Raw genomic sequence first — 12,516 nt, 5'->3', positions numbered from 1 at the left:
GGCTTCGCAACTCCGAAGGATCCAGCGGTGGCCGCCCCCATGCCAGCCCCAGAATCACAGCTCTGTCATCCCAGTGGCCGAGGGGTTAAACGACAAGCTCAGGGCCCGCGGTGGGGACGGCGAACAGCCCGTCGTTCGTCCCCGCGGCGGTGCCCGACTGCTGGTTGACGCGGGAGAGCACCGTCCCGTCGGTGGAGATCCACAGGTTGCCGGCCGGGTCGAACTCCAGGTTGTCCGGGCAGGAGATCGCGCTGACCTTCGACTTGTCGAAGCCGGCGAAGTAGGTCTCGGGCTTCTGCGGGTCGCCGCAGACGAGGAAGACCCGCCAGGCGAACCGCTGCCCGGCGATGCCGTCGGTCTCCTCCCACTCGATCACGTGGCCGTTGCGGTTGCCCGAGCGCCGCTCGTAGGTGCTGGTGTCCGGGTTGAACGCCCAGGACGCCGTCAGCGGGTTCGCCTCGTCGGCCGTCGTCCGGTTGGAGTTGTTGGTCAGCGCGGCGTAGACCCGGCCGTTGACCGGGTTGACCTGGATGTCCTCGGGGCGGTCCATCCGGGTGGGCGCCAGCGAGGCGTCGGCCCGGCCGACCTCGTCGGCGGCCAGTCGGGTGAAGGTGAGCACCCAGGCGACGTCGCGGCCGGGGACCTTCGACCGCCCGTCCTGCACCAGCGGGATCCAGCGGCCGGTGCCGTCGAACTCCCCGTCGGAGGGCAGCGTGCCGGTGCCGTCGACCTCGGCGGCCGGCGAGTCGCCGGTGAAGCGGGCGACGTAGAGGTCGCCGTCCTCGAGCAGGGTCAGGTTGTGCGCCCGCGCGGCCTCGTCAGTGCCCGCCCGGTACCTCTCCCGCGAGACGAACTTGTAGATGTAGTCGAACCGCTCATCGTCGCCGGAGTAGGCGACGACCCGGCCGTCCTCGGCGATCCGCACGTTCGCGCCCTCGTGCTTGAAGCGGCCCAGCGCGGTGCGCTTCTTCGGCGTCGAGTGCGGGTCGTACGGGTCGACCTCCACGACCCAGCCGAACCGGTTGGCCTCGTTGGGCTCCCGCGCCAGGTCGAAGCGCTCGTCGACGGTCTCCCAGCGGCGGCTGGCCGGCGCGGTCGTGCCGATGCCGTAGCGCTTGTAGCGCCCCTCCGTGTCCACCACCGGCCCCGTGGCGCCGAAGTACTGGTTGAAGTTCTCCTCGCCGTGCAGCGTGGTGCCCCACGGGGTCATGCCGCCGGCGCAGTTGTTCAGCGTGCCGAGCACGCGGCGCCCGGAGGGGTCCCCCGTCGTCCGCAGGTACTCCGAGCCGGCCGCCGGGCCGGTGAACTCCATCGGGGTCGACGCGGTGATCCGGCGGTTGCGCTCGCCGTTGCGCACCGGGCGCCACTCGCCGCCGTTGCCCTTGCGCTGCACCTCCACCACGGAGATGCCGTGGGCGTTCATGGCGATCCGCTTCTGGTCCGGCGTGAGGGCCTCGAGGCTGGTGAAGCCGGGGAACATCAGCTCCTCGTTGGTGTACTCGTGGTTCACCACCATGAGGGCCCGCCGGTCGCCGTCCAGCGGCAGGAAGCCGATGTAGTCGCAGTTGTAGCCGAACTGCGCGGCCTGGGCCTCCGGGGTCTGCCGGTCGATGTCGAAGTCGCGGGCCCCGCGCTCGACCGGGTCGCCCCAGCGCATCACGACCGAGTACCGGTAGCCCGCGGCGGTGACGAGCTCGTCCTCGAGGTTCTGCTCCACGGGGGTGAAGGTCAGCGCCCCGCCGGTGCTGCTCCCCCCGGGCCGGCCCGGGCGCGTCCGGTCGTCTGCGGCGGCCGCGCCGACCGGCCCGGCGACGACGACCAGCGCGCCCACGCCGGCGGCCTTGAGCATGCTGCGGCGGCTGAACGCGGTCTGGACGACGTCGGCGAAGGTGGGGTGGTCGGTCGGGTTGGGGATGGCGGAGTCGCAGGCGTTGCCGCACTTGTAGAAGCAGGTCACGTGGCTGCGGCTGCCGTGGCGCTTGCTGTCCAGGAAGGGCAGCAGCGCACGCCGGGGGGAGTTCGGGGTGTCCAGCATCAGGTCCCTCGGTTCGGGCGACGGTCGGGCGGCCCCGGACGCTAGGCACCTGGATCGACACGGGGGTGGCCGGCGGGGGACGTGGCCGTGAAGCCGCCGGCCACCTGCCGTTCACCTGATCGGGGTAGGTGACCTCACCCCGAGACGGGCAGCACCAGCAGCGCCAGCAGCCGGTCGGCCTCGGCGTCCGGGTCCTCGGTCAGCCCGGTGTGCACCGGCCCGGCCTGGACGACGGTGCTGCGCGGCGCGGTCAGCCAGCGGAACCGCGAGCCCAGCGCCTCCCGCCCGGCGGCGCCGGAGGCCGGGTCGGCGGCGCAGACGTCCGCGGCGGCCTGCAGCGCGCGGCGGATCGCCTCGGGGTCGGCGGTGGGGTCCAGGGCGCGCAGCCGGTCGGTGTCCAGATGCACCCGGGAGCCGAGGTAGTCCCGCTGCCGGCAGTACACGAGGACGCCGGCGTTCAGCGACTCCCCGCGCTCCACCCGCGGCACCACCCGCAGGACGGCGTACTCGAAGGTCTCCCGGCTCACCGCTGACTCATCCCCTCCGGCGGGGGCGGGCCCAGCCACGACGGCCGGTTCTCCCCCCGCGGGGCCCGGCGGCGCGACCCGCCCGCGGCCGCGGTGGCCAGCAGCGGCGGCAGCCAGGCGTCGCGGGCGGCCAGCCGGGCGAGCAGCTGGTCGACGTAGCGGGCGCGCACCTCGTCGGGGGCAGGTGGCCGGTGGGTGGCCCCGGCCAGGGCACCGCCCCGAGCCTGCGAGGGGTGGGGAGGCCGGGGTCCTTCTTCCTCCAGCCAGTCGTCGGGCACCTGGCCGAGCACCTGCTCGAGCAGCGGCCGGGTGACCCGCGGGCGGAGCGCGGCGTCGGCGGCGCGGACGTCGGGGGTGCACTCGACGAGCGCGTGCTGCGCGGCGTCGTAGGGGCGGGACACCGCGGCGGCCGCGCCGGGCCAGTTGTGGTGGAACGTCAGCGCGGCCCCGTGGTCGATGAGCTGCAGCCGGCCGTGCCAGAACAGCATGTTGGGGTTGCGCCAGGAACGGTCGACGTTGCCGACGAGCGCGTCGAACCACAGCACCCGGCCGGCCAGCTCGGCGTCGACCTCGGCGACACCGGCCTCGAAGTCCAGCGCGCCGGGCAGGTAGTCCAGCCCGAGGTTGACCCCCGCCGAGCGCTGCAGCAGCTCCTGCACCTCGACATCGGGCTCCCCCACCGCGAGCGCGGGCGCCACGTCGACGGTCACCAGCGCCGGCACCGGCAGCGACAGCGCCCGGGCCAGCTCGCCGCAGACCACCTCGGCGACCAGCACCCGCACGCCCTGCCCGGCGGCCCGCCACTTCACGACGTAGGTGCCCAGGTCGTCGGCCTCCATGAGGCCCGGGAGCGAGCCGCCCTCGCGCAGCGGGGTGACGTAGCGGGTGGCGGTGACGGCGGGCAGCACAGTGGCCGCGACCCTACCGGCGGGGACGCCCGGCGGACCGGCGGCCAGGACACTGGGGCGATGGGCCTCCTGCGCGTCCTCGACCCCGCCGACCTCGCCGACGTCCCGTTCACCTACCCGGAGGTGGGCGCGACGCGCGACCCGGCGCTGCCGGCCGGCTACGACACCGTCGAGCGCTCGGTCGTCGTCGGCTCGGGGACGGCGGCCTTCGAGCGGGCCGCGGCCGCGGTGCTCGACTGGCGGATGCAGCGCAGCGTCGGACTGCGGGTGCGGGCCACCGGGCCGGCGGGCGAGCCGGGCACCGTCGTCGTCCTGACGGCGGGGCTGCCGCGACCGGGCTACGACATCCCCTGCCGCGTGGTGTGGGCGCGGACGACCGGCGACGAGCGCGGCTTCGCCTACGGCACGCTGCCCGGCCACCCGGAGAGCGGCGAGGAGGCGTTCCTCGTCCGGCTCGAGCCCGGCGGGGACGTCGTCTTCACGCTGCGGGTGTTCGCCCGGCTGGCCTCGCCGCTGGCCCGACTCGGCGGGCCGGTCAGCACGCTGGTCCAGCGGCTGGCCACCGCGCGCTACCTGACCACCATCCGCCGGGCCGCCCGCGGCTGAGGACGCCCGCCGCGGGCCGACGCCGCGGCCACGGTGGCGACGATCCCGAGGGCGACGCGGAGGTGGTGCCAGCGCGCCCAGGTGCCCAACAGGTCCTTGGTCTCGGCATCGGTCAGCGCCCCACCGGTGAACCGGGCGTTGGCCGGCTCGTTCACCGTGACGGTCACGGCCACGACGCCCACGGTCGCAGCGGCGGCCGTGAGCGAGGCCGGGCCGGGACGGCGGGAGACGGACGCCTCCGAGACCGCCGAGGCGACGCTGACCGTCACGGCCCCGGCCCCCAGCGGCACCATGAGCGCGCGGATGCGGGGCGCGTTCGCCGTGAACCAGCGGCGGAACTCCTCCGGCGGGACGCTGCGCCAGAACGGCAGGAGCACCACCTCGATCAGGAGCATCCCCCCGGCGAGGAGACCGACGAGCACCGCCGAGAGGAACGCGAGCGGCCGGGCACGTCCGGCCGGGGTGCGCTGCAGCGATCTCATGGAGGTCCCTCCTCGCGGGTGCCGTCGGTGGAGGCGGCGCGGGTTCGCGTCCGTGGCGACGTGGGGGCCCAGGGCGGATCGCACGAGCTCCCCGCCGCGGGCAGCCAGCCAGCGACGCCGCCTGCGGGCCGGATGCGCACGCGCCTCGGCTCCGTCCTCGGGGCTTGGAGGCGAGAGCTCCCGAGGCCGTCGATCCCGATCACGGGCGACAGCATGGCGAGCGCTCCCGCCGCGCGCGGAGGCTCGACGCGGACGACGTCGTCAGGCGCCGGCGGCGGCCCGCTCGCGCTCGATGAGCTCCTTGCTGCGAACCAGCCGCAGGAACGTCACGACGACCAGCCCGCCGACGACGTTGAGCAGCGTCGTGTACCAGAACCAGGCCAGCCAGTCGCCGTAGCCGTACGGGGCGCCGTGGTGGATCGCCCCGAAGATGATCAGCGAGTCCAGGATCGAGTGGAAGAGCACCAGGCCGGCGAGCAAGAACGCCCCGGCCACCGCCGCGGCGAGCTTGCCCGCCTCGGAGTCGGCGCCGTGCTGCATACGGGTCATGAGGGTGATGAACGCGCCGGCCAGCAACGCCAGGGAGACCGCCTGCAGGTCCAGCGGCGCCTCGACGAAGGTCCGGCCCGACTCCACCGCGGTCGCGCCGAGCTCGGGCAGGCCGTGCACGACCAGCCACATCACCAGCCAGCCCCCGACCAGGTTGGCGGCCAGCGTCCCGGCCCACAGCTTGGCCAGCTGCCCGGCGCTCGCCCGGCCGGCGACCACGGCGGTCACCGGCACGAGGAAGCCCTCGGTGAACAGCTCGCTCTTGGCCAGCATCAGGGCGACGAAGCCGATGCTGAACGCCAACCCGGCCAGCAGGTGGCTGCCGGTCGCGGCGTACACGGCGAGCATGGCGACCACGCCGGTGGCGACCTCGAGGCCGCCCGCCAGGCCGGTGGTGAGCACCTCCCGCCAGCTGCGGTGCAGCCGCTGCGCCCCCTCGTCGACGATCCGGTCGAAGGCCTGCGCCACCTCGTCCTCGACGGGGGCGTCGGTCTCGCCCAGCTCCTCGCGTGCGGACTGCGCCACGGCAGCCTCCTCTCGGGCGGCCCGCCGGCTCCCCGGTCCCTCGAGGCGGCGCGACCGGACGGGAGTTACCCGGCCTCCCCGCGGGCGCACACGTGGCGCCGGCTCAGCCCGGCGCGGCCGCGGGGTGTTGGCCGCCCTGGAGCCGTGGGCCGCGCCCGGGGGCCTGATCGACCTCCTCGGCGACGTCTCGGGGCCGGCCGAGGTGGCGGCCGCCTACCCGCCGGGAGTGCGCGAGCGGCTGCTGGCGCTCGAGGCGGCCGTCGAGCCCGGACGACCACGAGGGCCGAGCCCAGCCACCCCGGTTCCCCTCCCGGGACCTCAGGCCCTGCCCACAGGTGTGGGCAGGGCCTGAGGTCCCGGGAGGAGATGTCGTCCTCCGTGGCTCCCCTGCCCCGCACTGTGGGCAGCGGACGAGACGGCGTCAGGCGGTGCGCCGGCTCGGCGAACGGGACGCCACCGCGACGACGGGCCCGCCGCGGCGCGGCGCGCCCACGACGGGGAGGATCGGACCCGTGACCACACGACGGCTGGCGACCCTGCACGTGTGGGGCGTGCCCGGCCGGGCGGTGCCCGCCGCGCTGCTGCGGATGGCGACCGACCGGCGTCGGCTGCGCCGCGCCCCCGGGCTGCGGTTCGCCAAGCTGCTGGGCACCGGCAGCGGCCGGAGCTTCACCGTGCGCGACGCCGACCCCCGCCGCTGGGCCCTGCTGGCGGTGTGGGATGACGAACGCGCGGCCGCCGCCTTCGAGTCCGGGGACGTCGTCGCCCGGTGGCAGCGGATCGCCGACGAGCAGTGGAACGCCCGGATGCGGCCGCTCGCCGCCCGCGGCCGGTGGTCGCGGCAGGAGCCCTTCGGCAAGCCCTGGCCGCAGCGCTGGGACGGCCCGGTCGCCGCGGTCACCCGCGCCCGGCTGACCCCGCGCAAGGCGGCGACGTTCTGGCGCGCCGTCCCGCCGGTCTCGGCCGACCTGCACGAGAGCCCGGGGCTGCGCCTGGCCCTGGGCATCGGCGAGGCCCCGCTCGGCCTGCAGGGCACCTTCAGCGTCTGGGACTCCGCGTCGGCGCTGAACTCCTTCGCCTACGACCGCGCCCCGCACGCCGCCGTCGTCACGCGCACCGCGCAGGAGGGCTGGTACGCCGAGGAGCTGTTCGCCCGGCTCGCGCTGCTCTCGACGGAGGGGACGCTGGGCGGCCGCGACCCGCTCGCCTGACGACAGCCGGCGGGTGCCGACTCAGAGCCGGCAGGTCAGGTGCAGCTCGTCGCGGTCGTCGCCGGGCGCCACCCGGATCGCCCCGGGCATCCGGCCGAACTCGCGGTAGCCGAAGCCCGCGTAGAAGGCCTCGAGACCGGTACCGCCGCGCACGGTGAGGTGCAGGAACTCCAGGCCGCGCGCGCGGGCGATGTCGTGGACGCCGGCCATCAGGACCCGCCCCAGACCCCGCCCCTGCCGTTCCGGGCGCACCTGCACCCGCAGCACGGTCGCCCAGTGCCGCCGCAGCGGGCTCATCGACAGCGACAGGACGGCGAACCCGGCGACCTCGCCGTCCACCCGCAGCACGGCGAGCAGCCCGTGCCCGCGGTGCACCCGCTCGACCACCGCGTCGAGGTGGGGCGCGACCGACTCCTCGGTCACCGGGGGGACGAAGCCGACCGACCCGCCGGCGTTGCTCACGTCGGTCCAGCAGGTGAGCAGCTGCGCCCGGAGCTCGTCGTCGACGGCGTCGACCGGACAGACCTCGGTGGGCACGCCCCCATCCTCCCGGTCGGGCCGCCCGGCGCTCGGCCGAGGGGGCCCGGCGGTCACCCGCTGGGGCCGAAGCGCTCCACGCGGATGTCGGCGGCGGGGACGCCGAGGTCGACGAGCAACTGGCTGGCCACCTCGGCGAACCCGGCCGACCCGCACACGTAGGCCGTCCGACCCGGCTCCCACAGCGGCACCAGGTCGGCGGCGGTCAGCCGGCCGGCCGCGCGCACGCCGTGCGGCTCCCGGGTGGTGACGACGAGCGCGCCGGCCTCGAGCAGCTCGTCGGCGTAGGGCAGCTCGGCCAGCGTGCGGGCGGAGACCGCGATCCGCAGCAGGTCGGTGCGGCCGAGCCGGCGCGCGGTGCGCAGCATGGCGACCAGCGGGACGACGCCGGTGCCGCCGCCCACCAGCAGCGCCGGCCGCTCGCCGTCCCAGACGAACCAGCCCCCGATCGGGCCCCGCACCTCCAGCTGGTCCCCGGGCTCGACGACGTCGGCGAGGAACGTGGAGACCTCTCCCTCGAACAGGCGCTCGACGAACAGCTCCACCTGCGGGTCGTCCGGCGCGGAGGCCGCCGAGTAGGACCGCTGGGCGCGGTAACCGTCCTCGGCGGTCAACCGGACGACGTAGTGCTGGCCGGCCAGGTGCTCGATCCGGTCGGGGACGTCGAGCCGCAGCTGGACGGCGTCCTCGATGGGGTGCCGCACGTCGGTCACGGTCGCCGTCCGCCAGCCGCCGCTGGGCGCCTGCGGACGGTGCGGCAGCTCAGTCACCCTGGTAGCGCTGCTCGCGCCAGGGGTCGCCGCGGTCGTGGTAGCCGTTCTGCTCCCAGAACCCGGGCTGGTCGCGCTGGAGCAGCGTCAGCCGGGTGACCCACTTGGCGCTCTTCCAGAAGTACAGGTGCGGGACGAGCAGCCGCACCGGGCCGCCGTGCTCGACGGGCAGCGGGCCGCCGTCGTACTCCCACACCACCCACGCCTTCCCCCCGGTGACGTCCTCGAGCGGGAGGTTGGTGGTGTAACCGGTCTTCGACGTCGCGACGACGAAGTGCGCGTCGGCGGTCGGGCGGGCCGCCTCCAGCAGAGTGTCGACGCTGACGCCGGCGAACCAGGTGTCGAACTTCGACCACGTGGTGACGCAGTGGATGTCGCCGCGGTACTCCGAGCGCGGCAGCCGGTGGGCCTCGTCCCAGCTCCACGTCGTCGGGTTCTCCACCCGGCCGTCGACGGTGATGCTCCAGGTCTCGGGCGAGATGCGCGGCGTCGGCTCGGCGGTCAGCACCGGCCAGTCGCGGCCGACGTCGTACTGTCCGGGCGGCAACCGCGGGTCGCGCTCGCGGCGGCGGCCGAGGAATCCTCGCGTGGGTCCAGCCATGTCGTGTCCCTCCCCTGCGGGGGCACCCGCCTAACCCACGGCCGATGTCACGCTGCCCACGCGGCCGGGCACGATAACCCGTCGGCGCCGGTAAGGGCGCCCTTACGAGAGCTGAGTCACCCCGTGTTCACTTGGTCGCAAACCTGGTGGAGGCCTACCTTCGGTGGCTGTGGTGACGGTGACACAACCTGGCCAGCGCAGAACGCCCAAGGCCGCGAAGACGAGCTCGGTCTTCAAGAAGGTCGTGATGGCGGTCAGCGGCATCATCATGGTGCTGTACCTGATCGCGCACATGATCGGGAACCTCAAGGTCTTCGCGGGCCGCGAGTCGTTCAACGGCTACTCCGAGTGGATCCGCACGATCGGCGAGCCGGCCGTCCCCGCGCAGACGACCCTCACGATCATCCGCATCGTGCTGCTGGCCGCGGTGATCGCGCACTTCTGGGCGGCCGTCTCGCTGTGGCGGCAGGCCAAGCGGGCGCGGCCCAACGGCTACGTCACCAAGAAGCCCGTGGCCCAGAGCTACGCCTCGCGGACCATGCGGTGGGGCGGTGTGATCGTCGGCCTGTTCATCGTCTACCACATCCTCGACCTCACGATGGGCGTGGCCAACCCCGAGGGCCCGGCCAGCACGCCCTACGACCGCCTGGTCGCCGGGTTCTCCAACCCGTTGATCACGGCGGTCTACGTGATCGCCCTGGTCCTGCTCGGCATGCACCTGCGGCACGGCATCTGGAGTGCCACGCAGACCCTCGGGCAGAGCAACAAGCGCCGGGAGAAGACGGTCAACCTCTTCGCCCTGGTCTTCTCCGTGGTGCTGATCGGCGGCTTCCTGCTCGTCCCGTTCAGCGTCCTCTTCGGGCTCGTCGGCTAAGGAGCTCAACGCGATGCCTCTCGACCTCTTCACCGTCGGTGATCCGATCGCCGACACCAAGGCGCCGATGGACGTGCCGATCGGCGAGCGCTGGAGCACCCGCCGGTTCCGCGCCCGGCTGGTCAACCCGGCCAACCGCCGCAAGCTGACCGTCATCGTCGTCGGCACCGGCCTGGCCGGCGGCTCGGCCGCCGCGACGCTCGGCGAGGCCGGCTACAAGGTCAAGAACTTCTGGTTCCACGACAGCCCGCGCCGGGCGCACAGCGTCGCCGCGCAGGGCGGCATCAACGCCGCGAAGAACTACCGCAACGACGGCGACAGCGTGCACCGGCTGTTCTACGACACGGTCAAGGGCGGCGACTTCCGCTCGCGGGAGAACAACGTCCACCGCCTGGCCGAGGTCAGCGTCAACATCATCGACCAGTGCGTCGCCCAGGGCGTGCCCTTCGCCCGCGAGTACGGCGGCCTGCTCGACAACCGCTCCTTCGGTGGCGCGCAGGTGTCGCGCACCTTCTACGCCCGCGGCCAGACGGGCCAGCAGCTGCTCTACGGCGCCTACCAGGCGCTGGAGCGGCAGATGGCGGCCGGCACCGTCGAGCAGTTCGCGCGGCACGAGATGCTCGACCTGATCGTCATCGACGGCCGGGCCCGCGGCATCGTGGCGCGCAACCTCATCACCGGCGAGGTCAGCACCCACTTCGCCGACGCCGTCGTCCTGGCCACCGGCGGGTACAGCAACGTCTTCTACCTGTCCACGAACGCCAAGGGCTCCAACGCCACGGCGATCTGGCGGGCGCACAAGCGGGGCGCGTACTTCGCCAACCCCTGCTACACGCAGATCCACCCGACCTGCATCCCGGTCAAGGGCGACTACCAGTCCAAGCTCACGCTGATGAGCGAGTCGCTGCGCAACGACGGCCGCGTGTGGGTGCCCAAGGAGCGCGGCGACACCCGCGACCCGCGGGAGATCCCCGAGGACGAGCGCGACTACTACCTCGAGCGGATCTACCCGGCGTTCGGCAACCTCGTGCCCCGCGACATCGCCTCGCGGCAGGCGAAGAACGTCTGCGACGAGGGCCGCGGCGTCGGCCCCGGCGGTCTGGGCGTCTACCTGGACTTCGGCGACGCCATGCAGCGTCTGGGCCGGCCGGCCATCGAGGCCAAGTACGGCAACCTCTTCGACATGTACGCCCAAATCACGGGCGAGGACCCCTACGAGACGCCGATGCGGATCTACCCGGCGGTCCACTACACGATGGGCGGGCTGTGGGTCGACTACGACCTGCAGTCGACGATCCCCGGCATGTTCGTGATCGGCGAGGCGAACTTCTCCGACCACGGCGCGAACCGCCTGGGCGCCAGCGCGCTGATGCAGGGCCTGGCCGACGGCTACTTCGTGCTGCCGAACACGATGAACGACTACCTGGCCGACGGCCCGTTCGAGAAGGTCGACGACAGCCACCCGGCCGTCGCCGAGGCGCTGCAGGAGGTGCAGGGCCGGGTGCAGAAGCTGCTGTCGATCAACGGGAACCGCACCCCGGCCTCGTTCCACCGCGAGCTCGGCCGGCTGATGTGGGACCTGTGCGGCATGGAGCGCTCGGAGGAGAGCCTGCGCAAGGCCCTGGACCGGATCCCCGAGATCCGCCAGGAGTTCTGGACCAACCTGAAGGTCTCCGGCGACCAGGACACGATCAACCCGACCCTGGAGCACGCCGGCCGGGTCGCCGACTTCATCGAGCTCGCCGAGCTGATGTGCGTCGACGCCCTCCACCGCGCCGAGAGCTGCGGCGGGCACTTTCGGGCCGAGAGCCAGACCCCCGAGGGCGAGGCGCTGCGCGACGACGAGAACTTCGCCTACGTCGCCGCGTGGGAGTGGACGCCGGAGGGCGCTCCCCCCGTCCTGCACCACGAAGTCCTCGAGTACGAGTACGTCCACCTCGCCCAGCGGAGCTACAAGTGACTGCGACACGTGAGGGCGCGAGCTTCGCGTCCGGCACGGCGACCGACCCGGCCATGGCCCCTCACGGCATGACCCTGACGCTGCGGATCTGGCGGCAGAGGGGCCCGGCCGACAAGGGCCGCATGGTGACTTACCAGCTCGAGGACATCTCCCCGGACATGTCCTTCCTGGAGATGCTCGACGTCCTGAACGAGAAGCTGATCCTCGCCGGCGACGACCCGGTCGTCTTCGACCACGACTGCCGCGAGGGCATCTGCGGCAGCTGCGGCCTGATGATCAACGGGACGGCGCACGGGCGCGGCACCTCGGGTGGCCCCACGACCACCTGCCAGCTGCACATGCGCAAGTTCAAGGACGGCGACACGATCGACATCGAGCCGTGGCGGGCCAGCGCCTTCCCGGTGATCAAGGACCTGTCGGTCGACCGCAGCGCCCTGGACCGGATCATCCAGTCCGGCGGCTACATCAGCGCCCCCACCGGCACCGCGCCGGAGGCCCACTCGATCCTGGTGCCCAAGAAGGACTCCGACGCGGCCTTCGACGCGGCCACCTGCATCGGCTGCGGCGCCTGCGTGGCGGCCTGCCCGAACGCCTCGTCGATGCTGTTCACCGCAGCCAAGGTCAGCCACCTGGGCCTCGTGCCGCAGGGCCAGCCCGAGCGCAACGACCGGGTCGTCAACATGGTCGCCCAGCAGGACCGCGAGGGCTTCGGCGGCTGCACCAACATCGGCGAGTGCTCGGCGGCCTGCCCCAAGGGCATCTCGATGGAGAACATCTCCCGGCTCAACCACGACCTGCTCGGCGCGCTGCGCGCCGGCGCCCGGCCGAAGAGCTGAGAAAGGACCCCGGCCTCCTCACCCCTCGCACGCTCGGGGCGAGCCTCCGGCCGGGGCCGACCGCCGGAGGGCGGGGATCCGAGCACCGGGTCCCC

13 protein-coding genes are annotated in these 12,516 nt (G+C 73.6%); 5 read left to right on the top strand and 8 right to left on the bottom strand.

The features are described from left to right. Positions 1-85: 85 nt before the first annotated feature. The 3 genes from CNO22_RS11950 to CNO22_RS11940 form a co-directional block, all read right to left on the bottom strand. Positions 86-2,035, bottom strand: coding sequence for a PhoX family protein (locus CNO22_RS11950; protein WP_100499586.1), 1,950 nt, complete (start codon positions 2,033-2,035; stop codon positions 86-88). Between the two features lie 134 nt (positions 2,036-2,169). Next, positions 2,170-2,562, bottom strand: coding sequence for a DUF3037 domain-containing protein (locus tag CNO22_RS11945; RefSeq protein WP_100499585.1), 393 nt, complete (start codon positions 2,560-2,562; stop codon positions 2,170-2,172). Then, positions 2,559-3,470: a HipA family kinase gene (locus tag CNO22_RS11940; RefSeq protein ID WP_100499584.1), complete on the bottom strand. Its 912-nt coding sequence runs from the start codon at positions 3,468-3,470 to the stop codon at positions 2,559-2,561. The genes CNO22_RS11945 and CNO22_RS11940 overlap by 4 nt, the downstream gene beginning before the upstream one ends. A 60-nt stretch (positions 3,471-3,530) precedes the next feature. Here CNO22_RS11940 and CNO22_RS11935 point away from each other — a divergent pair, with 60 nt between their 5' ends. Continuing rightward, positions 3,531-4,076 (top strand): DUF1990 family protein, encoded by a 546-nt coding sequence (locus CNO22_RS11935; RefSeq protein ID WP_100499583.1) that lies wholly within the window; start codon positions 3,531-3,533, stop codon positions 4,074-4,076. Here the strand turns inward: CNO22_RS11935 and CNO22_RS11930 are convergent. Both CNO22_RS11930 and CNO22_RS11925 read right to left on the bottom strand, forming a co-directional pair. Beyond that, positions 4,040-4,558, bottom strand: coding sequence for an anthrone oxygenase family protein (locus CNO22_RS11930; protein WP_100499582.1), 519 nt, complete (start codon positions 4,556-4,558; stop codon positions 4,040-4,042). The two genes, CNO22_RS11935 and CNO22_RS11930, sit on opposite strands and share 37 nt — an antisense overlap. 261 nt (positions 4,559-4,819) lie before the next feature. After that, positions 4,820-5,632: a formate/nitrite transporter family protein gene (locus CNO22_RS11925; RefSeq protein ID WP_100499581.1), complete on the bottom strand. Its 813-nt coding sequence runs from the start codon at positions 5,630-5,632 to the stop codon at positions 4,820-4,822. Positions 5,633-6,144: 512 nt separating this feature from the next. Here CNO22_RS11925 and CNO22_RS11920 point away from each other — a divergent pair. Continuing rightward, positions 6,145-6,843: a monooxygenase gene (locus tag CNO22_RS11920; RefSeq protein WP_100499580.1), complete on the top strand. Its 699-nt coding sequence runs from the start codon at positions 6,145-6,147 to the stop codon at positions 6,841-6,843. Positions 6,844-6,864: 21 nt separating this feature from the next. Here the strand turns inward: CNO22_RS11920 and CNO22_RS11915 are convergent, their stop codons facing one another. Genes CNO22_RS11915 through CNO22_RS11905 form a run of 3 tightly spaced genes read right to left on the bottom strand, consistent with a single transcriptional unit; the run spans position 6,865 to position 8,751 of the window. Continuing rightward, complete coding sequence (locus CNO22_RS11915; RefSeq protein WP_100499579.1) at positions 6,865-7,380, bottom strand: GNAT family N-acetyltransferase; 516 nt, start codon at positions 7,378-7,380, stop codon at positions 6,865-6,867. Between the two features lie 53 nt (positions 7,381-7,433). After that, complete coding sequence (locus CNO22_RS11910; RefSeq protein WP_232806979.1) at positions 7,434-8,150, bottom strand: FAD-binding oxidoreductase; 717 nt, start codon at positions 8,148-8,150, stop codon at positions 7,434-7,436. Further along, entirely contained in the window at positions 8,143-8,751 is a 609-nt protein-coding gene (locus CNO22_RS11905) for a sulfite oxidase-like oxidoreductase (RefSeq protein WP_100499578.1), read from the bottom strand. The genes CNO22_RS11910 and CNO22_RS11905 overlap by 8 nt, the downstream gene beginning before the upstream one ends. A gap of 178 nt (positions 8,752-8,929) precedes the next feature. Here CNO22_RS11905 and CNO22_RS11900 point away from each other — a divergent pair, with 178 nt between their 5' ends. Genes CNO22_RS11900 through CNO22_RS11890 form a run of 3 tightly spaced genes read left to right on the top strand, consistent with a single transcriptional unit; the run spans position 8,930 to position 12,421 of the window. Then, positions 8,930-9,625, top strand: a complete 696-nt coding sequence (locus CNO22_RS11900) for a succinate dehydrogenase cytochrome b subunit (RefSeq protein WP_100499589.1) — start codon at positions 8,930-8,932, stop codon at positions 9,623-9,625. Between the two features lie 13 nt (positions 9,626-9,638). Further along, positions 9,639-11,585 carry a fumarate reductase/succinate dehydrogenase flavoprotein subunit gene (locus tag CNO22_RS11895; protein ID WP_100499577.1) on the top strand — a complete coding sequence of 649 codons (1,947 nt, stop codon included), beginning with the start codon at positions 9,639-9,641 and terminating at the stop codon, positions 11,583-11,585. Continuing rightward, positions 11,582-12,421, top strand: a complete 840-nt coding sequence (locus CNO22_RS11890; RefSeq protein WP_232806978.1) for a succinate dehydrogenase/fumarate reductase iron-sulfur subunit — start codon at positions 11,582-11,584, stop codon at positions 12,419-12,421. The genes CNO22_RS11895 and CNO22_RS11890 overlap by 4 nt, the downstream gene beginning before the upstream one ends. The last annotated feature ends 95 nt before the right edge of the window (positions 12,422-12,516 follow it).

The organism is Geodermatophilus chilensis (assembly GCF_002802985.1).
Lineage (GTDB): Bacteria > Actinomycetota > Actinomycetes > Mycobacteriales > Geodermatophilaceae > Geodermatophilus > Geodermatophilus chilensis.
Note: the sequence above shows the minus strand (reverse complement) of the source record. Positions and strands in the feature narration are given on the sequence as shown.

What these genes read in the sequence shown, in the direction of transcription:
- CNO22_RS11950 (WP_100499586.1), bottom strand. Translation starts at nt 2,035, where the DNA reads ATGCTGGACACCCCGAACTCCCCCCGGCGTGCGCTGCTGCCCTTCCTG.
- CNO22_RS11935 (WP_100499583.1), top strand. Translation starts at nt 3,531, where the DNA reads ATGGGCCTCCTGCGCGTCCTCGACCCCGCCGACCTCGCCGACGTCCCG.
- CNO22_RS11930 (WP_100499582.1), bottom strand. Translation starts at nt 4,558, where the DNA reads ATGAGATCGCTGCAGCGCACCCCGGCCGGACGTGCCCGGCCGCTCGCG.
- CNO22_RS11905 (WP_100499578.1), bottom strand. Translation starts at nt 8,751, where the DNA reads ATGGCTGGACCCACGCGAGGATTCCTCGGCCGCCGCCGCGAGCGCGAC.
- CNO22_RS11895 (WP_100499577.1), top strand. Translation starts at nt 9,639, where the DNA reads ATGCCTCTCGACCTCTTCACCGTCGGTGATCCGATCGCCGACACCAAG.